Here is an 18,371-nt window from a genome sequence, read left to right on the forward strand (position 1 = left end):
CGGATCAGAGGTCCAGTCCGCTTTCACGCCGCATCAGCGGATTGCCCATCGGCTCGGCGACCCTTGTCAGGGTGTTGCGGTCACGGTGCTGGAACAGACCCTCCTGACCGCGGACCGCCAGCATGGTGTCGGAGACGTAGCTCCAGCTGTCGTCGTCGTGGAAGGTGATTGCCAGCTGGTAGCTGTCGGTCCGGAACGCGTGCTCCAGAAACGCGGTTGAGCTGATGCCGTGCTGGGTGTCGCCACGGGTCGCTTTGACGACGATCCCGCCCTCGGTCGCCGCGCCGCCTGCGAGCGCCGTCTGGCCGCGGGGAATCGCCAGCGATTGCAGGATCAGCCCCGTCGCCGGCTCATAGAGCCAATAGCCGACCTGGTCGTGGAACGTGGTCTCCTCGTCCACAGCGATGATCCGCACGTGGTAGCGCAGGCCATAGAACAGCTGCGGCCCATTGGCCTGCGGATCGATCGGCCGCATCACGATGCGCTCGACGTACTCTCGCTGCTCCGGCCCGTCGGCCTTGGGGTTCACGTCGACGCCCTTGCGCCCTTCCCAGATCCCCGCCAGCCGGCGCAGCGGCCCGAGGTTCGCCAAGCCGTCCGGATCCACGTCCTGCGGCTCGGTGAAGATGTCGTCGGGGAACGGGTTCACGGGCGCCTCCTCGCGTCAGTATCGCGCTCTTGCCAATGCCAAGCAGCCCCCGCAACGGTCAAGCTCGGCCGCATTGGAGTGTCCCTGAACTGCTGGCATAAGGCGTGGATCGGAAGTCCGGTGGAGAACGCATCATGGGCGAGTTCACGCGAGACGGCGGCTGCCGTTGCGGTCAAGTGCGGTTTCGGATCTCCGCGCCGCCGCTAATCACCATGGCTTGCCACTGCACAGGCTGTCAGAAGATGACCGCCAGCGCATTCTCGCTCAGCGTCCTGACGCCCGCTGCAGGATTCGCCGTGATCGACGGCGAGCCGGTGATCGGCGGTCTGCACGGTGCGACCCGGCACTTCTTCTGCCCGCACTGCAAGAGCTGGATGTTCACGCGCCCGGACGGGGCCGAGCATCTCGTCAACGTCCGTACGACCCTGCTGGACGATCCGAGCGGTCTTGAGCCCTACATGGAGACCATGACCGCGGAGAAGCTGCCTTGGGCGAGCACCCCAGCGGTTGAGAGCTTCGAGGGCTTCCCGCCGGTCGAGGCCTATGCTCCGATGATGAAGGCTTTCGCCGCGGGCCGCGCTGGCGGCTGATCCGCCGCTACTTTGTGCCGATCACCATCGAGTCAGGGCCGACCAATGGCTGGACCACGGCCTCTCGGAACCCGGCCTCCTTCATCCAGCCGATGCAGTCGGCGCCGGTGTAGTCGAACCCGCCGTTGGTCTCGATCAGCATGTTGAGGCTCATCAGCAGACCGAAGGCGTTCTGCCGCCGCTCGTCGTCGATGATGGCGTCGTAGACGATCAGCCGGCCGCCGTCGGGCAGCGCGGCATGGGCCTTGGCCAGCAGCATGCGCTTCTGTTCAAGATCCCAGTCGTGCAGGATGTGGCCCATGATGATCACGTCGGCGGACGGGAGCGGGCCTGCGAAGAAGTCGCCCGCCGCAAAGCGCGCCCGCTCCGACAGTCCCTTTTCCCTCACATAGGCCTCGAACACCGGCTGAACGACGGCCAGATCGAAGCCGGTCGCCGCCAGGTGCGGGTGCGCCTGCGCGATCGCGACCGTCGCTCCGCCCTGCGCGCAGCCGACGTCCACGAACGATTTGACCTCGTTCCAGGGAAACAGCGCCGCCATGGCCTGGGCGGCGGGCAGGCTGACGCCGGTCATGCCGCGCAGGAAGCTCTCCAGGATCACCGGATCGGCATAGATGACGCCGAACAGGTCCTCGCCGCCGTCCTTGGCCTCGTTCTGCGGTTGGCCCGTCCGAAGCGCCTCGGTCAGTCCGTCCCAGAACCGGTAGAGCCGCTTGTTCGCCATCTCCAGGATGCCGCCGATGTAGGACGGCCTGCTGCGATCGAGGAAGAGCGCCGTCTCGGGCGTGTTCGCGTAGACGCCGCCGTCTCGGGCCAGAACGCCCAGGGCCACCAGCGCGTCGAAGAAGTCGCGGGCGGATCGAGGATGCAGCGCCAGTCGCGTGGTCAGCGCCTCCAGCTCCAGCGGGCCCTTGCCCAACTCGGTGAACACCCCAAGCTCGACGGCGGTCAGCAGGGTCTTTGAACCCCAGAAGCCCCAGCCCAACTGCATGATCGTCTCAGGGGTAATCGGGCGCGCGTCGTCCATGCCTAGCCTCCCTGGCCAGCCCCGACCCCGCGGACGGTCCGCCCGGTGGTGCGAGCTCGTCAAGGGCTGATCATCGAGCGTGTTCGGCGGAACCGCCGACCGTGCAGTGGCACGGTCCAGAATGTGGGGGACCATGCTCCTGCGCAGGCGTTAGTGTTCTACTAGGCATGGTGTTCAAGGCGGGAGCGCTCGTATGCGCGCAGGTCTGATCTCGGCTCTTGCCGCTCTCCTCCTGTCGACGCCTGTCAACGCAGAGTCACCGAAGTGCAGGGCGACGATCGACGGCGGCTGGCGCTGTAAAGAGATCGACGGTCATGTGACCGAGCGGCGACCGGACGGCGAGGGCGGCGCCCGAACCACCTCCACCGATCCGCGTAGATGGGGAACCTCAGATGGCCATGGCCGCGGGATCACGCCGCCCGACAGCATGATCCGCAACTCTCCGATCCTGCGTCGCGAGGCCTGGGGCCGGGTCGCCGATCCCTGGGAGCCGCGCAAGGCGCCGGCGCAATCGCCGGGCGGCTTTCGCGCGCCGCGAGTCCCGGGACTCTGATCGGGGCTAAGGCGTCCAGCCGGGCAGGGCCGCGGCCTGGCGAAGCCAATCGCTCATCCGCGCCTCGTCCAGTTCGTCGCCTTCATAGATGTCGATCCATCGCGACTGGCCGCTTTTCGGCGTTCCGCCCGGCGGGATCGGCGTCAACGACAACCCCTCGAAGAAGGTCACCTTCACGTATTTGGTCAGAACGTGGAATGACATGAACCAACCGCCGTCCGGCGCTCCATAGAACGGGGAGTTCCAGCGAACGCCCTTGCGGGCTGCCGGCACGGTTCGCATGACCAACTCGTCGAGCCGGCGGCCGAGATCGCTTTTCCAGTCTGGCATGGCGGCGATGTAGGCCTGGACTGGGCCATCGCCGTCACCTTTCGGAATCTGAGGGTTTCCGCCGGCTAGCAGCTTCGGAGCTTCCGGCGAGGTCACGGCGTGCTCCCGGCCTCCGGCGTCGCGCGCCGCTTGGCGGCGTACGGCGCAAGGAAGAGGTAGAGCCCGGTGGGCAACAGCAGGGCCAGCGGCGCCAGCGCCAGGAAGCCTATCCAGGTCGCTGAGGACTGCTGCAGCATGGCGACCACATTGAGGATGACCGCCGCCGTGAAGGCGAGCGACACCCAGCGGTGCGTCGTGCGGATCCACCTGTTCCAGTTCATTGGCGGCTCCTTGGGGATCAGTCGGCTCGCGCCAGCGCGTCTTCCAGGGCCGCGAAGAATCGCGGCCAGCCCGCGGTCGCGCCGCGGAACGCCATTTCCTGATTGGGTCCGAAGCCCGACTGCTCCATGCGCAGTCGCGTTCCCGTCCCGGTCGGCGTCAACGTCCAGGTGACGACGCTTTCCAGGCCCATCCCAGCCCAGGTGTAGGACAGCGAGGCCGGTGGTTCGATTTCCAGGACCTCGCAGTTCACTGCACCCCACTCGGCGTACAGGCTGAAGGCGTGGCCGACCACCGGCTTGAAGTCGTTCTTCATCAGCCACTCGGCGATCAGGTGCGGCTGGGTTAGCGCGCGCCAGATTTTCTCCGGCGCAAACGGGATCTCGCGTTCGACGACGACGGTGCGGGCTTGGGTCGTGGTGGCGCTCACTGGTCCATCCTCCTGAGCAGGTCTTCGAGTTGATCGAACCGACTTTCCCAAAAGTCGTTCATTTGACGGGTCCAATCGATCAGCGGAGCCAGGGCCTCGATCTGAGCGCGGTAGTGCGTTTGCCGGCCTTCCGGGCGGTCGCGCACCAGCCCGGCGAGCTTCAAGGCCGCCAGGTGCTTGGACACCGCCGGCTGAGAGACCCCGGCCTGCGCTGTCAGGGCGCCTACCGTCTGTTCGCCGTCACGACACAGCCGCTCGAAGATTGCCCGTCGGGTCGGGTCGGCGAGGGTTCTGAAGATCAGGTCCTGGGCGTCGTGCATTTCAATCCATAACCACATGGCTATGAATTAATCCATAGCCATGTGGTTATGGATTCGTCAAGCGCGCCCTAAGGAAAGGTCGCCTGCAGCCAACTGACTACCGCCGACTGCAGAGCGATGCGGTGGTCGTTGTAGCTGTGGTCGGTCGGAAACCTGACCCGCGCCGGCTTGGGGCCGCCAGCGGCCTCGATGGCGTCGGCGACCGCCTGGTCGGCGGGTTCGTTGCCGTCGTCGGAACTGATGATCAGCGCGGGTCGGCCGGCCATCTCCGCGGCGTTAGTACGCCAGTCCCACGCCTGGGCGTTTTCTCGCACTTCCTCGGCTAGCGCAGCAGGCGTGGCGTTGGTGAAGCGCGCGTCGTCGGTCAGCCCCATGATCGTGTCGGCCAGGCCCGTCGGGGTGTCGAGCCCGGTGGCCATACCGCCTAGGTCCGCGGCCGAGATGACGACGAAGCCCGCCACTGGCTCGTCGCCCAACATGACGGTGTCGAAGCCGCCCATGCTGTGCCCCAGCACCACCAGCCGGTTGGCGTCCACCTTGTCGCTGTTGGACGGATGACGAAGCCAGGTCAGGGCGGCGCGGGCGTCCTCGATGGTGTTGCCGAAGCTGAACTGGCCGGGCGCGCCCCAGACGCCGCGATAGTGGATCGCCAGGACGTTCCAGCCCGCGCGTTGGATCGACCGCGCCAGGTCGAGGTTTAGCTCCGTTCCGGGAAAGCCATGGAGAAGCAAGACTGTAGGATGCTGACCCTTGCCCGCCGCCGTGAACCAGCGGGCAGGGGCGTCAACGCCGGCCGTGTGATAGCGCGTCTGGTGCAGGTGCGCGGGAAAGTCCTTGTCGGGGGCCGGGTCGGCGACCACCGCCTGCGGTGGAGGCGCTTGCGCCAGGCAGACCCCGGGCGGCGCCAGCAGCGCGATCGACAGCAGCAGACTCTTCATCCGCGGTTCCCTCTGAGCGAGTGAAGACTATGCGCGTCGACGCGCGGTTGTCACCGGCTCAGACGGGCATGGCGGTGGTGTACTTCACCTGACTGAGCGCGAAGTGCGACGCTGCGGTCGCCACGTTCGGATGGTTTAGGACCACGCCCATCAGGAACCTCTCGTAACCGGCCACATCGGCGACGACCACGCGCATGAGGTAGTCCCACTCGCCGGACATCGAGTGACACTCCATGATCTCCGGACGGGTGCGCAGGAAGGCCTCGAACTCCTGGCGCTGGGCCGTCGCGTGCGACTTCATCCGCAGCTGGCACATGACGTTGACCCCGCGGCCGACGCGCTCGGCGTCGACCAGGCGCACGTTCTCGCGAAGGACGCCGGCGGTCTCCAGCGCCTTGATCCGCCGCCAGCAGGAGGCCGGCGAGGCCCCGACCTGCTCGGCGAGCGCGGCGTGGCTCTGGGAGGCGTCGGCCTGCAGTGCGCGAAGCAGTTTCCGATCGATCTCGTCGAGTTGATGTATTTCTTTCATCCGGAGGCCATATGGTGAAACGCGTCTCCATAAGATCGTCAAAACAGCGCGAGATTGAAAGCCATTCATCGCGGCGCGCGCGTAACTTTCTTCTCCGATGGAGGAGGAAGCTGCATGACCGATGTGATCGCCCCGCCGCGCTCGCTGTTCGCCGGGTTGAAGGCCCAGGCGCCCGACCCGCTGCTGTCCCTCATCGCGCTCTACAAGAACGATCCGCGGACCCATAAGCTCGACCTCGGCGTCGGCGTCTATCGCGATGCAGCCGGCGACACCCCGGTGTTCGGCGCCATGAAGGCCGCCGAGCAGATCCTGCTGCAAACCCAGCCGACCAAGGCCTACCTCGGTCCCGAAGGCGACTTCGGCTTCCTGGAAGCCGTCGCGCCGGTGGTGTTCGGCAAAGGCTCGGCAAGCGAGGGGCTGTTCGCGGTCCAAACCCCCGGCGGCACCGGCGCTCTGCGCCTCGCGGCCGAACTGGCCAATGCGGGCACGCCTGGCGCCCGCATCTGGATGGGCACGCCGTCCTGGCCGATCCATGCGCCGATCTTCCGTCAGGCGGGCATGGTCGTTGAGACCTTCCGCTACTTCGACGCCGTGACCCAGCGGATCTGCTTCGACGAGATGATGGCCGCCCTGGCCAAGGTCGAGGCCGGCGATCTCGTGCTGCTGCATGGCGCCTGCCACAATCCGACTGGCGCGGATCTGTCGCCGGCTCAGTGGGCCGACGTCGCGGCGCTGCTCAGCGCCCGCGGCGCGGTCCCGCTCATCGACCTGGCCTATCAGGGCCTGGGCGCCGGCCTCGACGAGGACGCCGCCGGCATGCGCCTGGTGATGGAGGCCGCCGACGCCGCAATCGTCGCCTACTCCTGCGACAAGAACTTCGGCCTCTACCGCGAGCGGACCGGCGCGCTGTTCGTCCGCGCCCGCGGCCATGAGGACGTGGTCCGGTCGAACATCCTGCAACTGGCCCGCTGCGCCTGGTCGATGCCGCCGGACCACGGCGCGGCCGCCGTCCGCGTCATCCTGGAAGACGCCGCCCTGACCGCTCAGTGGCGGGCTGAACTGGACGCCATGCGTACGCGTTTGAACGAAGTGCGCGCGGCGCTCGCCGAGGCCGACCCGCGCCTGGAGCCGCTGCGCGACCAGCACGGCCTGTTCGCCCTGCTGCCGCTGAGCCCGGCCCAGGTCGAAACCATGCGCCGCGACCACGCCGTCTACATGGCCGGTTCCGGCCGCATCAACATCGCCGGCCTGAAGGCCGACACCGTCCAGCCATTCGTGCAGGCGCTGGACGCCTGCCTCAAGGGAGCCGCCTGACATGACCGTGACCCCGGAAAACCCCATCGGCCTCGACGGCTTCGAGTTCGTCGAGTTCACCAGCCCCGATCCGGCCAAGATGGCCGCCCTGATCGAACAACTCGGCTTCACCGCCTATTCGAAGCACCCGACCAAGGCGATCGTCCGCTACAAGCAGGGCCGTACCAACCTGCTGGTCAATCAGGAGCCGGCCGGCCAGGCCGCCGAGTTCCGCGCCGCCCACGGCCCATCGGCCAACGGCATGGCCTTCCGCGTCGCCGACGCCAAGGCCGCCTATGAGCTCGCCGTGTCGCGCGGCGCGAAGCCGGCCGACGCCTCGGCCTCGGCCCTGGCAGACGCCTACGTGCTGGAAGGCATCGGCGGCTCGCTGCTCTATCTGGTCGATCGGTATGGCGACAAAGGCACGATCTACGACGCGTGGGAGCAGATCCCCGGCGCGGCTGAAGCCGAGGCCAAGAACGCTGTCGGTCTCGACCTGCTCGACCACCTGACCCACAACGTCAAGCGCGGCCAGATGCGCACCTGGTCGAGCTTCTACAATCAGATCTTCGGCTTCGAGGAGCAGAAGTACTTCGACATCAAGGGCCAGGCGACCGGCCTGTTCAGCCAGGCGATGATCGCGCCCGATAAGGCGATCCGGATCCCGCTGAACGAGAGCCAGGACGACAAGTCCCAGATCGAAGAGTTCATCCGCGAGTACAACGGCGAAGGCATCCAGCATCTGGCCTTCACCACGGACAACATCTTCGAGACGGTCGAGGCGCTGCGCGCCCGCGGCGTGAACCTGCAGGACACCATCGAGACCTACTACGAGCTGGTGAACAAGCGCGTCCCCGGCCACGGCGAGGACCTCGAGCGCCTGCGCAAGAACCGCATCCTCATCGACGGCAATGTCGGCGACGAAGGCATCCTGTTGCAGATCTTCACCGAGAACCTGTTCGGCCCGATCTTCTTCGAGATCATCCAGCGCAAGGGCAATGAAGGCTTCGGCAACGGCAATTTCCAGGCGCTGTTCGAGTCCATCGAGCTCGACCAGATCCGCCGCGGCGTCATCAAGGTCGACGCGGCCGAGTAGGGCCGCAGGGCGCGGCGGGACACCCCTGATCGGCTCATCCCGGCGAAGGCCGGGACCCAGATCGAAGGGCTGTGTCTCGCCGGCAAAACCGCCATGCTGCGGGTGAAACTGGGTCCCGGCCTTCGCCGGAATGAGCGGGTGTTGGAACGGTGGGGAGATCGGTGATGAACGGGCCGCTGAACTACATGTCCGGCTTCGGCAACAGCTTCGCGACCGAGGCGGTCGCCGGGGCGCTGCCGGTCGGCCAGAACTCGCCGCAACAGACGCCGTTCGGCCTGTTCGCCGAACAGCTCTCGGGCAGCGCCTTCACCGCGCCGCGGCACGAGAACAAGCGCTCCTGGCTCTATCGCCTGCGCCCCACCGCCAGCCATGCGCCGTTCAAGCCGTATGACGGCGGCAAGCTGCTGCGCTCAGGCCCGTTCGACGAGGTCGCGCCCAGCCCCAACCGCCTGCGCTGGGATCCGCTGCCGATCCCGGCCGCGCCGACCGACTTCGTCGACGGCCTCGTCACCTACGCCGGCAACGGCGACGTCGGGGCCTTCGCGGGCGTCGCCATCCATCTCTACGCCGCCAATCGCTCGATGCAGGCCCGGGTGTTCTACGACGCCGACGGCGAGCTGCTGATCGTGCCGCAGGAGGGCGAGTTGCTGCTCGCCACCGAACTTGGGCGCATCGAGCTGTCGCCCGGCGAAATCGCGCTGATCCCGCGCGGGGTTCGCTTCCGCGTCGAGCTGACCGGCCCAAGCGCCCGCGGCTATGTCTGCGAGAACTACGGCGCGCCCTTCCGGCTGCCTGAACTCGGACCGATCGGGGCCAACGGCCTGGCCAATTCGCGCGACTTCCAGACCCCGGTCGCCTGGTTCGAGGATCGCGACGAACCCACGGAAGTCGTCCAGAAGTTTCAGGGCGGCCTGTGGACCACGACGCTCGACCACAGCCCGCTCGACGTGGTCGCCTGGCACGGCACGCTGGCGCCGCTGAAGTACGATCTGGCTCACTTCAACACGATCAACACGGTCAGCTACGACCATCCCGATCCGTCGATCTTCACGGTCCTGACCTCGCCGTCGGACGTGCCCGGCACGGCCAACTGCGACTTCGTGATCTTCCCGCCGCGCTGGATGGTGGCCGAGCACACGTTCCGCCCGCCTTGGTTCCACCGCAACGTGATGAGCGAGTTCATGGGCCTGATCCACGGCGCCTATGACGCCAAGGCCGGCGGTTTTGCGCCTGGCGGCGCCTCATTGCACAACTGCATGAGCGGCCATGGGCCCGACCGCGAGAGTTACGAGAAGGCGGTGGCCTCCAACCTCGCTCCGCACAAGATCGAGAACACCATGGCCTTCATGTTCGAGAGTCGCTGGGTGATCCGACCGACCAGGTTCGCAACCGAAACCCCGCTTCACCAGCTCGACTACGACGACTGCTGGACCGGCTTCTCCAAGGCGCAAGTTCCCACCAAATGATCGACGAGACCCACGACCCGGCGCGTACCAGCTGGGTTTCGAGCGCCAACAGCCACGCCGACTTCCCGATCCAGAACCTGCCGCTCGGCGTCTTCTCGCCGAACGGCGGCGCGCCGCGCGGCGGGGTGGCGATCGGCGACCTGATCCTCGACCTGTCGCTGGCCGCGCGCTCGGCGCTGCTGAGCGGCGAGGCCAAGGCTGCAGCCGAAGCCGGGGCCGGCGCAGCACTGAACCCGCTGCTGGGTCTGACGCCCGCGGCGCGCCGCACGCTGCGCCGCAGGCTGTCGGAACTGCTGGCCGAGGGCGCGCCTGACCGCGCCGAGGTCGAGACTTGGCTCTATCCGGCTTCGGCCTGCACCCTGCATCTGCCGGCGTCCATTGGCGACTACACGGACTTCTACGCCGGCATTCACCACGCCCTGAACGTCGGCCGCCAGTTCCGGCCCGACAATCCGCTGCTGCCCAACTACAAGCACGTGCCGATCGGCTACCACGGCCGCGCCTCCTCGATCCGGGTCTCGGGCGCGCAGGTCCGTCGTCCGAGCGGTCAGAAGAAGGCCCCGGACGCCGAGACGCCGACCTTTGGCCCCTCGGCCCGCCTAGACCTTGAGCTCGAGCTCGGCGTCTGGATCGGCCAGGGCAACGCGCTGGGCGAACCGATCCCGATCGACCAGGCGTCCACCCACATCGCCGGTCTTTGCCTGCTCAACGACTGGTCGGCGCGCGACCTGCAGGCCTGGGAGTACCAGCCGCTGGGGCCGTTCCTGGCCAAGAATTTCATGACCACGATCTCGCCGTGGATCGTGACCAGCGAGGCCCTTGCCCCGTTCCGCATCGCCCAGCCGGCCCGGCCGGACGGCGATCCCGCGCCGATGGCCTATCTGAGCGACGACGCCGATCAGGCGTCGGGCGGCTACGCGCTGGACCTCGAGGTCTTCCTGTCGACCGCGCAGATGCGCGAGCAGGGGATCGCGCCGCTCCGCATCTCGGCCAGCGCCGCGCGCCACCTCTACTGGACCGCGGCCCAGATGGTGACCCACCACACCGTCGGCGGCTGCGACCTTAATCCGGGCGACCTGCTCGGCACCGGTACGATCTCGACGCCCGACGACAGCGGACTGGGAAGCCTGCTGGAGCTGACCCGCGGCGGCGCGCAGCCGATCACCCTGCCCAGCGGCGAGACCCGCACCTTCCTGCAGGACGGCGATGAACTGGCCATCGCGGGCCACGCCCGGGCCGACGGGTATGTCGCCATCGGCTTCGGCCCCTGCACGGGAACGGTCGTCGGGTGAGCGCCGAGGAGCCCCAGCTTCCGGCGCGGCTGTTCTCCACGCCTGCCGGCGTGAAGCTCGGTCCGCTGGAGCTGATCGCCGACGGCGCAGCGCGCAACTTCGTGCTGCAGATCGGCGAGGGGTTCTTCCACGGCTTCGTGGTTCGCCTCGGCGAGCAGGTGAGGGGATATGTCGACCGCTGTCCCCATGCCGGCCTGCCGCTGGCCCAGAAGCTCGACGACTACCTGACGCCCGCAGGCGATCTCATCGCCTGCTCCTGGCACGGCGCCCTGTTCGACATCGACAGCGGCGCCTGCGTCGGCGGACCCTGCGTCGGCGCGGCGCTGCGGCCCTGGCCGGTGGCGTTGGTCGATGGCTGGATCCGCACGGCCTAGGCCGCCGCGCAGCAATTCTGAGGACGCTCCGTAGTCTCCCAGGCTGGACCACGCCGCGTTTGGCGGGCTAGGTCGCTGCAACGAGACGTAGAGGACGCCCGCATGACCCAGAACTTCGAGACCCGCGCCATCCACGCCGGCGCAGCGCCGGATCCCACGACCAAGGCCCGGATCACCCCGATCTATCAGACCACGGCCTTCGTCTTCGACGACGCCGACCATGCGGCCAACCTCTTCAACCTCGAAGCGCCGGGCAACATCTACACCCGCCTGGGCAACCCCACGACCGGCGTGCTGGAAGCGCGTCTCGCCGACCTGGAAGGCGGCGTCGCGGCCCTGGCGGTCGGCAGCGGCCACGCCGCCCAGTTCCTGGCTTTCCATTCGCTGATGGAGCCGGGCTGCAACATCGTCGCCTCGCGCAAGCTGTACGGCGGCTCGATCAACCAGCTCGGCCAGTCGTTCAAGCGCATGGGCTGGAACACCACCTTCATCGACAGCGACAATCCGGCCGACTACGCCGCCGCCATCAACGACAAGACCCGCGCCGTCTTCGTCGAGTCGATCGCCAATCCGGGCGGCGTGATCACCGACATCGCCGCGATCGCCCAGGTCGCCCATGACGCCGGCGTGCCGCTGATCGTCGACAACACCCTGGCCACCCCCTACCTCTGCCGGCCGTTCGAGCACGGCGCCGACATCGTCGTGCATTCGCTGACCAAGTTCCTCGGCGGCCACGGCAACTCGATGGGCGGGGCGATCATCGACTCCGGCCGCTTCGACTGGGCCGCCTCGGGCAAGTACGGCTACCTCTCGCAGCCCAACCCCAGCTACCACGGCAAGGTGTTCACCGAGGCGTTCGGCCCGGCCGCCTTCATCGTCGCCTGCCGCGCGCTCGGCCTGCGCGACCTCGGCCCGTCGATCTCGCCGTTCAACGCCTTCATGATCCTGACCGGCATCGAGACCTTGCCGCTGCGCATGCAGCGCCACGTCGACAACGCGCTGGCCGTGGCCAAGTGGCTGGAAGGCAACGACAAGGTGGCTTGGGTTTCCTACGCCGGCCTCGACGGCAACCCGTACAACGCCCTCGCCAAGCGCTACACGCCCAACGGCGCCGGCTCGGTGTTCTCGTTCGGGCTCAAGGGCGGCTATCAGGCAGGGGTGAAGCTGGTCGGCGGCGTGAAGCTGTTCTCGCACCTGGCCAACCTTGGCGACACGCGCAGCCTGATCATCCACCCGGCCTCGACTACCCACCGCCAGCTGGACGAGAAGAACCAGGTCGCCGCCGGCGCCGGTCCGGACGTCATCCGTCTGTCGGTCGGGATCGAGAATGTCGCCGACCTGATCGCCGATCTCGAACAGGCCTTCGCGGAACTCTGAACCGGTCCGGGCGCGCGCGACGCAGGGTTGCGCGCGCCCGGCGCTCCGAGCCAAGATGGGGCGGGGGCTTCAGACAGTAGGATGCCTATGACCCGTACGCTCGCCGCCGCCCTCGTCCTCAGCCTCGCCGCCGCGCCGCTCGCCGCCTGCGGCAGCACCTCGACCACCCAGGTCGACACCGCCACGACCGGCCAGGAACTCATCGACCTCAAGGCCGCCTACGACCAGGGCGTGATCAGCAAGTCCGAGTACGAGCGCAAGCGGAAGGACATCCTGCGCAGGTAGGATCGGCCTTGGAGAGGCGAGGGGGAAGCTCCGCTTGCCCCCAGCGCCAATCCCCGCTACCCAGCGGGCAATAGCATCAAGAGTTTGAGCCGACGCTCAAACGCCAACCTGCTCCCGAGCAAGGTGGCGCTTCCGCAAGGGAGGATGTGGCCGGTCCGGCAACCAAACGGGACGAAGCCTCAGCGTCATTCAGCCTCCAGATGCGCCAACCGCATTCTCGAGGGACGCATGTCCAACATCCAGCAGTTCGCCAGCGACAACTACGCCGGCATTTGTCCGCAGGCCTGGGCGGCGATGGACGCCGCCAACCGCGGTCACGCTCCGGCCTATGGCGAGGATACGTGGACGCAAGGTGCGGCCGACGCCTTTCGCGCGCTGTTCGCCACCGACTGCGAGGTGTTCTTCGCCTTCAACGGCACGGCGGCCAACTCGATGGCCCTGGCCGCGCTCTGCCAGTCCTATCACAGCGTCATCTGTGCGGAGTCGGCCCACGTCGAGACCGACGAGTGCGGCGCGCCCGAGTTCTTCTCCAACGGCTCCAAGCTGCTGGTCGCGCCCAGTCCGGACGGCAAGCTGACCCCGGCCGCGATCCGCGAGATCGCCGGCAAGCGCAGCGACATCCACTATCCCAAGCCCCGGGTGGTCACAATCACCCAGCCGACCGAGACCGGGCAGGTCTACTCGGCTGACGAGGTTCGCGCGATCTCGGCGGTCTGCCGGGAGCTTGGCCTGCGTCTGCACATGGACGGCGCGCGGTTCGCCAACGCCTGCGCGCACCTGGGTTGCGCTCCGGCCGAGATCACCTGGAAGGCCGGGGTCGACGTGCTGTGCTTCGGCGGCACCAAGAACGGCATGGCGGTGGGCGAGGCGATCCTGTTCTTCGACCGCGCCCTGGCCGAGGACTTCGACTATCGCTGCAAGCAGGCCGGTCAGCTGGCCTCGAAGATGCGGTTCCTGGCCGCCCCCTGGATCGGCATGCTGGAGGGCGGCGCCTGGCTCGCCAACGCGGCCCACGCCAACGCCTGCGCGCAGCGTCTCGCCGACCGGATCGAGGGCCTGTCCGGCGCCTCGCTGATGTTCCCGGTCCAGGCCAATGCAGTGTTCGTCGCCGCGCCCGAGGACCGGCTGGAAGCGCTGCGCGCCAGGGGCTGGCGGTTCTACACCTTCATCGGCGGCGGAGCCCGGTTCATGTTCTCCTGGGACGCCGACATGGACCGCGTCGACGCCCTGGCGGCCGACATGGCGGCGGTGTTCGGCGCGGAGGTTCGAGGCTAGGCTCGGCCGGCTCCATGGCAGCATCGGGAGAGGCCTTGCTCCGCGTCCGCGAATTCTCCGCCGCCGGCTATCGGTCGTTGCGCAAGATCAGCTGCCCGGTTTCGGACCTCGACGTGTTCGTCGGCGGCAACGGGGTCGGCAAGACCAACCTCTACCGCGCCTTGGAGCTGGTCGCTGCGGCGGCCGACAACAGTCTCGGTCGCCAACTGGCGCAGGAAGGCATGGCCTCGGCGTTTTGGGCCGGCCCGCGTCGGGCCGGCGCGCAGCGGATCGAGCTGGAGGTCAGCCTCGCCGAACCCGGCGGCCGGGGGCGCTATCGCTACCGCGTGGAGATCGGATTCCCGCAGCGCGGCGTGGCCGCGGCCTTCGATCTCGAGCCCCAGATCAAGGAGGAGCAGCTCTCCTACGACGGTGGCGGTCGGCAGGTGCGGCTGCTGGATCGGCGCGGGCCGTCGGTGATGGCGCGAGGCGACGACGGCCGCCCGGCGGAGATCGATATCGACCTGCTGGCTTCGGAGACCGTGCTGGGCCGGCTGCAGGATCCCAGCCGCTATCCGATGCTCGACCTGGTTCGCCGCACCTTGCTGGAATGGCGCTTCTATCACGACCTGCGCACCGACGCCGGGTCGCCGCTGCGCCGGCCATGCCCGGCGGTGGCGACCCCGACCCTGGCGTCCGACGGCGCGAACCTGGCGGCGACGTTCGCGACTCTCGCCCACATCCGCCAGGACACCCGCGACCTCGATGAGGCGGTGGCCGAGGCGTTTCCCGGCGCGCGCCTCGTCATTCCTCCGCCCGATCGGACGGCCCGCTTCGGCATGGTCTTCGCCGAGTTTCCCGACCGGGTGTTCGAGCCGGAAGAGTTGTCTGACGGGACCCTACGCTTCCTGGGCCTGGCCGGCGCGCTGCTGGCCTATCGCCTGCCGCCGCTGGTGGCGCTGAACGAGCCGGAGGCCAGTCTGCATCCGCAACTCATGGCCCCGCTAGCGCGGATGGTCGCGCGGGCTGCGGAGCGGTCGCAGGTCTGGCTGGTCACGCACTCGGAGGCGCTGGCCGAGGCGGTCGAGCAATCCGGCGCCGGCCAGGTGCGCACGGTGATCAAGCAGGACGGCGCGACCTGGATTCAGGGACTGCGCCTGACCGGAGAATTCGCGGACGCAGGCGACTAGTCGAGCACACGCCCTTCGCGCCAGTAGCCCATGAGGTTCAGCGAGGCCTTATCGACCTTGCGCTCGGTGATCAGCAGGCGGCGGATCGCGAGGACGGCGGCCGCCTCGCCGGCGACCCACCCGTAGAAGCCTGCGTCGCCGGGAGCGGAGACGTCCCACAGGATGGCCTCGTCGACATCGATGTCGGCCAGCGCCGGCGCGGCGCGGGTCGCGGTCGGCACGGCGGCGCGCTGGGCGGCGGCGATCATCAGGGCGCCGGGGGCGCCAAGCTTGCGCGGCATCCATTCGACCGCGAGTTCGGGCCACGCGGCGAGCGGGATTTCGTCGTCCTGGTCCGGGATCTCGATGAACAGTTGAGTCTGCGGCGGCTGGGGCAGGGCGGCCAATTCCTCCAGGATGCCGGCCACGGCGGGGAGGGCGGTCTCGTCGGCGATCAGCAGCAGAGTCTTCAGGCCTTGCGGCGGCTTCCACTCATAGCCGCCGCCGTCGCCTTCGAAGGCGGCGTTGGGGGCCATGATCTGCAGGCGCTCTCCCGCCTGCGCCCGCGTGGCCCAGGTCGACGCCGGGCCGGTCTCGCCGTGCAACACGAAGTCCACGTCGACCTCGCCGTCCTGCGCGCGCAGGGCGCGGATCGTGTAGGTGCGCATCGGCGGGCGGGTCTCGACGTCCTGCTTCTTGTAGCGGGCGTACCAGTCGGGGGTGATGGCCATGGCCGGCGGCCGGCCCTGCGGGTCCGGGAAGAAGATCTTGATGCGCTGGTCGGGCGCCAGGGTCGCCATCTGGCGGACCTGCGGGCCTTCGAAGGTCAGCCGCGAGAGGTGCGGCGACAGCGTCGTCTTGGCCTTCAGAGCGACGTCGAACAGCTGATAGGGCGAAGCGGGCGAGGGGACATCCTGCGACATGGGTTCACAACATCACAGTTGCGAACGACTCGCAATATCATTCGACGCCGCCGATCCATGTGCGTTGGGCTTTGAAGTCCTGGTCCAGCAGCACGAGGTCGGCGCGCGCGCCCGGCGCGATGACGCCGTAGTCGCCTTTCAGGCTGAGGAACGCGGCCGGGCTGGCCGACGCCATCCGCGCAGCATCCTCCAGGCTGAGGCCCGCCATGCGCACGGCGTTGGCGACCGCGCCGGCCATGTCGAGGTCCGAGCCGGCCAGAGTGCCGTTCTCATCGACGCAGACCCCGTTCACCACCCGGATCGGCCGACCTTGGATGGTGAAGTTCTTGTCGACCATGCCGACGCTGGGCATGGCGTCGGTGACCAGCATGAAGCGGTCGCGACGCTTGGCGGCGAAGGCGACGCGCAGCACCGCCGGGTGGATATGGCGGCCGTCGGCGATGATCCCGCACCAACTGTCCTGGCTCTCGAGCGCCGCGCCGACCGCGCCAGGCGCGCGGCTGGCCAGCGGCGACATCGCGTTGAAGAGGTGCGTGAAGCCGGTCACGCCGTTGGCCAGCGCCTCGGTGATCCGCTCGTAGGTGGCGTTGGTGTGGCCGGCCGCGACGGTCACGCCGGCCTTCGCCAGGCGCGCGATCATCTGCGGGGTCGTGGTCTCGGGCGCCAGGGTGACCAGGGTCTTGCCGTGCTTGGCCGAGGTCAGCAGCTCTAGCGCGGCCCCGTCCAGGGTGCGGAACTTGGAGGCGTCATGCACGCCCTTGCGCTGCTCATTGAGGAACGGGCCCTCGATGTGGATGCCCAGCACGCCGGGCACGCCGGCCTCGATCGCCGCGTCCACGGCGGCGATGGCCTTGGCCACGGTCGAGAGGTCGTCGCTGATCAGGGTCGGCAGGAAGCCGGTGGTGCCATAGGTCCGGTGCGCCGCGCCGATGGTGGCGACGGCCTCCAGGGTCGGGGAGTCGTTGAACAGCACCCCGCCGCCGCCGTTGACCTGGGTGTCGATGAAGCCGGGCAGCAGGTAGCCGCCCTCCAGGTCGACGGTGCGGTCGGCCGCGGTTTCGCCGAGCGCGACGATGCGTGCGCCGTCGATGACGACGCTGGTGGTTTCCAGGCCCTGCTCGGTCAGCACCTGGCCGTTGACGAACGCGGTGGTCATCAGACGGTCTCGGTCACCTTGTTGAGGTGCGGCGGGCGGTCGGGATCGTGGCCGCGCAGGATCGAGAGCTGGTTGGCCATCCGGTAGAAGCCCTGCACCCGCACGATCGGCTCCAGGACGGGGTGGGCGCTCAGGGTCGGCAGGTCGCCGCCGCCGCCGGCCAGCATCACGTCGGCGCCGCGGGCGGCCAGGTCCTTGGCCAGGGCCACGACGCTCTCCTGGCTCTGGTCGTCCTGGGCGAACACCAGCACCGGGAAGCCTTCCTTCACCAGCGCCATCGGCCCGTGCAGCACCTCGGCGGCGCTGAAGGCCTCGGCGTGCAGGCCGCAGGTCTCCTTGAACTTCAGCGCCGCTTCCTGAGCGACGCCGAACCCGACGCCGCGGGCCAGGACATAGAGGTTGCGGGCGCTCTTCAGCCGCTCGGCGGCCGGGCTCCAGTCGAGCGGCCAGGCCTTCTCGAGGATCGCCGGCAGGTCCGCCAGGCCCTTGTCCAGCGCCGCATCCTGGGTCCAGGCGGCGACCAGCTGGGCGATGCCGGCCAGGGCGGCGATGTAGGACTTGGTGGCCGCCACGCTGACTTCCGGGCCCGCGTGCAGCGGCAGCACCCGGTCGACCAGTTTGGCCAGCGGCGAGGTCTCGTCGTTGACCAGCGCCACGGTGCGCGCGCCGCCTTGCTTGGCGGCCTCGACCGCGGCCAGCAGGTCAGGGCTCTTCCCCGACTGCGAGATCGCCAGATAGAGCATGCCGTCGAGTTTCGGCTCGGCCGCGTAGACCGAGCTCACCGACAGCGCCGCCGACGAGGTGACGACCCCTGTGCCGGTCTCGATCAGGTACTTGGCGTAGGTGGCCGCGTGGTCGGACGAGCCGCGCGCGCAGGTGACCACGGCCTTCGGCGGATGGGCGCGCAGTTCGGCGCCGAGCGCCTGAGCCGCCTCGCGGTTGGCGGCCAGCATCCGGGCCACGACCGCGGGCGCCTCGGCGGCCTCCTGGAACATGCGCGTA

22 protein-coding genes and 1 riboswitch are annotated in these 18,371 nt (G+C 68.5%); of the genes, 11 read left to right on the top strand and 11 right to left on the bottom strand.

Features of this window, described 5'->3' with window-relative positions; genetic code table 11:
- Positions 1–4: 4 nt before the first annotated feature.
- A complete protein-coding gene (locus tag ACSQ2H_RS07060; RefSeq protein ID WP_436060731.1) occupies positions 5–649 on the bottom strand; it encodes an FABP family protein in 645 nt (214 codons plus the stop codon).
- A 134-nt stretch (positions 650–783) separates the two neighbouring features.
- Between ACSQ2H_RS07060 and ACSQ2H_RS07065 the strand changes: the two genes are divergently transcribed.
- Positions 784–1,239: a GFA family protein gene (locus ACSQ2H_RS07065; RefSeq protein WP_436060732.1), complete on the top strand. Its 456-nt coding sequence runs from the start codon at positions 784–786 to the stop codon at positions 1,237–1,239.
- 7 nt (positions 1,240–1,246) lie between these two features.
- Here the strand turns inward: ACSQ2H_RS07065 and ACSQ2H_RS07070 are convergent, their stop codons facing one another.
- Positions 1,247–2,266: a methyltransferase gene (locus tag ACSQ2H_RS07070; RefSeq protein ID WP_436060733.1), complete on the bottom strand. Its 1,020-nt coding sequence runs from the start codon at positions 2,264–2,266 to the stop codon at positions 1,247–1,249.
- Positions 2,267–2,459: 193 nt separating this feature from the next.
- Between ACSQ2H_RS07070 and ACSQ2H_RS07075 the strand changes: the two genes are divergently transcribed.
- Positions 2,460–2,819, top strand: coding sequence for a hypothetical protein (locus tag ACSQ2H_RS07075; RefSeq protein WP_436060734.1), 360 nt, complete (start codon positions 2,460–2,462; stop codon positions 2,817–2,819).
- A 6-nt stretch (positions 2,820–2,825) separates the two neighbouring features.
- Here the strand turns inward: ACSQ2H_RS07075 and ACSQ2H_RS07080 are convergent, their stop codons facing one another.
- The 6 genes from ACSQ2H_RS07080 to ACSQ2H_RS07105 all read right to left on the bottom strand — a co-directional run bounded on the left by ACSQ2H_RS07080 (position 2,826) and on the right by ACSQ2H_RS07105 (position 5,684).
- Positions 2,826–3,245 (bottom strand): DUF1801 domain-containing protein, encoded by a 420-nt coding sequence (locus tag ACSQ2H_RS07080; protein WP_436060735.1) that lies wholly within the window; start codon positions 3,243–3,245, stop codon positions 2,826–2,828.
- Positions 3,242–3,469, bottom strand: a complete 228-nt coding sequence (locus ACSQ2H_RS07085) for a hypothetical protein (RefSeq protein ID WP_436060736.1) — start codon at positions 3,467–3,469, stop codon at positions 3,242–3,244. The genes ACSQ2H_RS07080 and ACSQ2H_RS07085 overlap by 4 nt, the downstream gene beginning before the upstream one ends.
- A gap of 17 nt (positions 3,470–3,486) precedes the next feature.
- Entirely contained in the window at positions 3,487–3,897 is a 411-nt protein-coding gene (locus ACSQ2H_RS07090; protein ID WP_436060737.1) for an SRPBCC family protein, read from the bottom strand.
- The gene (locus ACSQ2H_RS07095; RefSeq protein ID WP_436060738.1) at positions 3,894–4,217 is read right to left on the bottom strand and encodes an ArsR/SmtB family transcription factor; all 324 of its coding nucleotides are present in this window, start codon (positions 4,215–4,217) and stop codon (positions 3,894–3,896) included. Before ACSQ2H_RS07095 ends, ACSQ2H_RS07090 begins: the two co-directional genes overlap by 4 nt.
- A gap of 68 nt (positions 4,218–4,285) precedes the next feature.
- The gene (locus tag ACSQ2H_RS07100) at positions 4,286–5,155 is read right to left on the bottom strand and encodes an alpha/beta hydrolase family protein (RefSeq protein ID WP_436060739.1); all 870 of its coding nucleotides are present in this window, start codon (positions 5,153–5,155) and stop codon (positions 4,286–4,288) included.
- Between the two features lie 58 nt (positions 5,156–5,213).
- A complete protein-coding gene (locus ACSQ2H_RS07105; RefSeq protein ID WP_436060740.1) occupies positions 5,214–5,684 on the bottom strand; it encodes an Lrp/AsnC family transcriptional regulator in 471 nt (156 codons plus the stop codon).
- Between the two features lie 114 nt (positions 5,685–5,798).
- Between ACSQ2H_RS07105 and ACSQ2H_RS07110 the strand changes: the two genes are divergently transcribed.
- From ACSQ2H_RS07110 to ACSQ2H_RS07150, 9 genes are all read left to right on the top strand, one after another.
- Positions 5,799–6,998 (top strand): amino acid aminotransferase, encoded by a 1,200-nt coding sequence (locus tag ACSQ2H_RS07110; RefSeq protein ID WP_436060741.1) that lies wholly within the window; start codon positions 5,799–5,801, stop codon positions 6,996–6,998.
- Position 6,999: 1 nt separating this feature from the next.
- The gene (gene hppD / locus ACSQ2H_RS07115) at positions 7,000–8,073 is read left to right on the top strand and encodes a 4-hydroxyphenylpyruvate dioxygenase (protein WP_436060742.1); all 1,074 of its coding nucleotides are present in this window, start codon (positions 7,000–7,002) and stop codon (positions 8,071–8,073) included.
- A gap of 164 nt (positions 8,074–8,237) precedes the next feature.
- On the top strand, positions 8,238–9,539 hold the full coding sequence (gene hmgA / locus ACSQ2H_RS07120) for a homogentisate 1,2-dioxygenase (RefSeq protein WP_436060743.1): 1,302 nt from the start codon (positions 8,238–8,240) through the stop codon (positions 9,537–9,539).
- Complete coding sequence (gene fahA / locus ACSQ2H_RS07125; protein ID WP_436060744.1) at positions 9,536–10,831, top strand: fumarylacetoacetase; 1,296 nt, start codon at positions 9,536–9,538, stop codon at positions 10,829–10,831. The genes hmgA and fahA overlap by 4 nt, the downstream gene beginning before the upstream one ends.
- Positions 10,828–11,205, top strand: coding sequence for a Rieske (2Fe-2S) protein (locus ACSQ2H_RS07130; RefSeq protein ID WP_436060745.1), 378 nt, complete (start codon positions 10,828–10,830; stop codon positions 11,203–11,205). The genes fahA and ACSQ2H_RS07130 overlap by 4 nt, the downstream gene beginning before the upstream one ends.
- Positions 11,206–11,307: 102 nt before the next feature.
- Positions 11,308–12,582 (top strand): O-acetylhomoserine aminocarboxypropyltransferase, encoded by a 1,275-nt coding sequence (locus ACSQ2H_RS07135; RefSeq protein ID WP_436060746.1) that lies wholly within the window; start codon positions 11,308–11,310, stop codon positions 12,580–12,582.
- A gap of 87 nt (positions 12,583–12,669) precedes the next feature.
- The gene (locus ACSQ2H_RS07140) at positions 12,670–12,867 is read left to right on the top strand and encodes an SHOCT domain-containing protein (RefSeq protein ID WP_436060747.1); all 198 of its coding nucleotides are present in this window, start codon (positions 12,670–12,672) and stop codon (positions 12,865–12,867) included.
- Positions 12,868–12,935: 68 nt separating this feature from the next.
- Positions 12,936–13,043, top strand: a riboswitch (SAM-I-IV-variant riboswitch).
- A 52-nt stretch (positions 13,044–13,095) separates the two neighbouring features.
- Positions 13,096–14,142: a threonine aldolase family protein gene (locus tag ACSQ2H_RS07145; protein ID WP_436060748.1), complete on the top strand. Its 1,047-nt coding sequence runs from the start codon at positions 13,096–13,098 to the stop codon at positions 14,140–14,142.
- A 35-nt stretch (positions 14,143–14,177) separates the two neighbouring features.
- Positions 14,178–15,311 carry an AAA family ATPase gene (locus ACSQ2H_RS07150; RefSeq protein ID WP_436060749.1) on the top strand — a complete coding sequence of 378 codons (1,134 nt, stop codon included), beginning with the start codon at positions 14,178–14,180 and terminating at the stop codon, positions 15,309–15,311.
- On the opposite strand, the gene ACSQ2H_RS07155 is transcribed toward ACSQ2H_RS07150, so the two are convergent.
- The 3 genes from ACSQ2H_RS07155 to ACSQ2H_RS07165 are packed head-to-tail and all read right to left on the bottom strand — an operon-like array spanning position 15,308 to position 18,364.
- On the bottom strand, positions 15,308–16,213 hold the full coding sequence (locus tag ACSQ2H_RS07155; protein ID WP_436060750.1) for a siderophore-interacting protein: 906 nt from the start codon (positions 16,211–16,213) through the stop codon (positions 15,308–15,310). The two genes, ACSQ2H_RS07150 and ACSQ2H_RS07155, sit on opposite strands and share 4 nt — an antisense overlap.
- 37 nt (positions 16,214–16,250) lie before the next feature.
- Positions 16,251–17,369 (bottom strand): N-acetylglucosamine-6-phosphate deacetylase, encoded by a 1,119-nt coding sequence (gene nagA / locus ACSQ2H_RS07160; protein WP_436060751.1) that lies wholly within the window; start codon positions 17,367–17,369, stop codon positions 16,251–16,253.
- Positions 17,369–18,364: an SIS domain-containing protein gene (locus tag ACSQ2H_RS07165; protein ID WP_436063554.1), complete on the bottom strand. Its 996-nt coding sequence runs from the start codon at positions 18,362–18,364 to the stop codon at positions 17,369–17,371. Before ACSQ2H_RS07165 ends, nagA begins: the two co-directional genes overlap by 1 nt.
- Between the last annotated feature and the right edge of the window lie 7 nt (positions 18,365–18,371).

The sequence above is a fragment of the Phenylobacterium sp. LjRoot97 genome, from assembly GCF_964254345.1.
Classification (GTDB): Bacteria; Pseudomonadota; Alphaproteobacteria; order Caulobacterales; family Caulobacteraceae; genus Phenylobacterium.

Excerpts from the sequence above, each read along its gene's own strand:
- nagA (WP_436060751.1), bottom strand. The coding sequence starts at position 17,369 with ATGACCACCGCGTTCGTCAACGGCCAGGTGCTGACCGAGCAGGGCCTG.
- fahA (WP_436060744.1), top strand. The coding sequence starts at position 9,536 with ATGATCGACGAGACCCACGACCCGGCGCGTACCAGCTGGGTTTCGAGC.
- hmgA (WP_436060743.1), top strand. The coding sequence starts at position 8,238 with ATGAACGGGCCGCTGAACTACATGTCCGGCTTCGGCAACAGCTTCGCG.
- ACSQ2H_RS07065 (WP_436060732.1), top strand. The coding sequence starts at position 784 with ATGGGCGAGTTCACGCGAGACGGCGGCTGCCGTTGCGGTCAAGTGCGG.
- ACSQ2H_RS07155 (WP_436060750.1), bottom strand. The coding sequence starts at position 16,213 with ATGTCGCAGGATGTCCCCTCGCCCGCTTCGCCCTATCAGCTGTTCGAC.
- ACSQ2H_RS07075 (WP_436060734.1), top strand. The coding sequence starts at position 2,460 with ATGCGCGCAGGTCTGATCTCGGCTCTTGCCGCTCTCCTCCTGTCGACG.
- ACSQ2H_RS07145 (WP_436060748.1), top strand. The coding sequence starts at position 13,096 with ATGTCCAACATCCAGCAGTTCGCCAGCGACAACTACGCCGGCATTTGT.
- ACSQ2H_RS07110 (WP_436060741.1), top strand. The coding sequence starts at position 5,799 with ATGACCGATGTGATCGCCCCGCCGCGCTCGCTGTTCGCCGGGTTGAAG.
- ACSQ2H_RS07095 (WP_436060738.1), bottom strand. The coding sequence starts at position 4,217 with ATGCACGACGCCCAGGACCTGATCTTCAGAACCCTCGCCGACCCGACC.
- ACSQ2H_RS07105 (WP_436060740.1), bottom strand. The coding sequence starts at position 5,684 with ATGAAAGAAATACATCAACTCGACGAGATCGATCGGAAACTGCTTCGC.
- hppD (WP_436060742.1), top strand. The coding sequence starts at position 7,000 with ATGACCGTGACCCCGGAAAACCCCATCGGCCTCGACGGCTTCGAGTTC.
- ACSQ2H_RS07140 (WP_436060747.1), top strand. The coding sequence starts at position 12,670 with ATGACCCGTACGCTCGCCGCCGCCCTCGTCCTCAGCCTCGCCGCCGCG.
- ACSQ2H_RS07070 (WP_436060733.1), bottom strand. The coding sequence starts at position 2,266 with ATGGACGACGCGCGCCCGATTACCCCTGAGACGATCATGCAGTTGGGC.
- ACSQ2H_RS07165 (WP_436063554.1), bottom strand. The coding sequence starts at position 18,364 with ATGTTCCAGGAGGCCGCCGAGGCGCCCGCGGTCGTGGCCCGGATGCTG.
- ACSQ2H_RS07085 (WP_436060736.1), bottom strand. The coding sequence starts at position 3,469 with ATGAACTGGAACAGGTGGATCCGCACGACGCACCGCTGGGTGTCGCTC.
- ACSQ2H_RS07135 (WP_436060746.1), top strand. The coding sequence starts at position 11,308 with ATGACCCAGAACTTCGAGACCCGCGCCATCCACGCCGGCGCAGCGCCG.
- ACSQ2H_RS07100 (WP_436060739.1), bottom strand. The coding sequence starts at position 5,155 with ATGAAGAGTCTGCTGCTGTCGATCGCGCTGCTGGCGCCGCCCGGGGTC.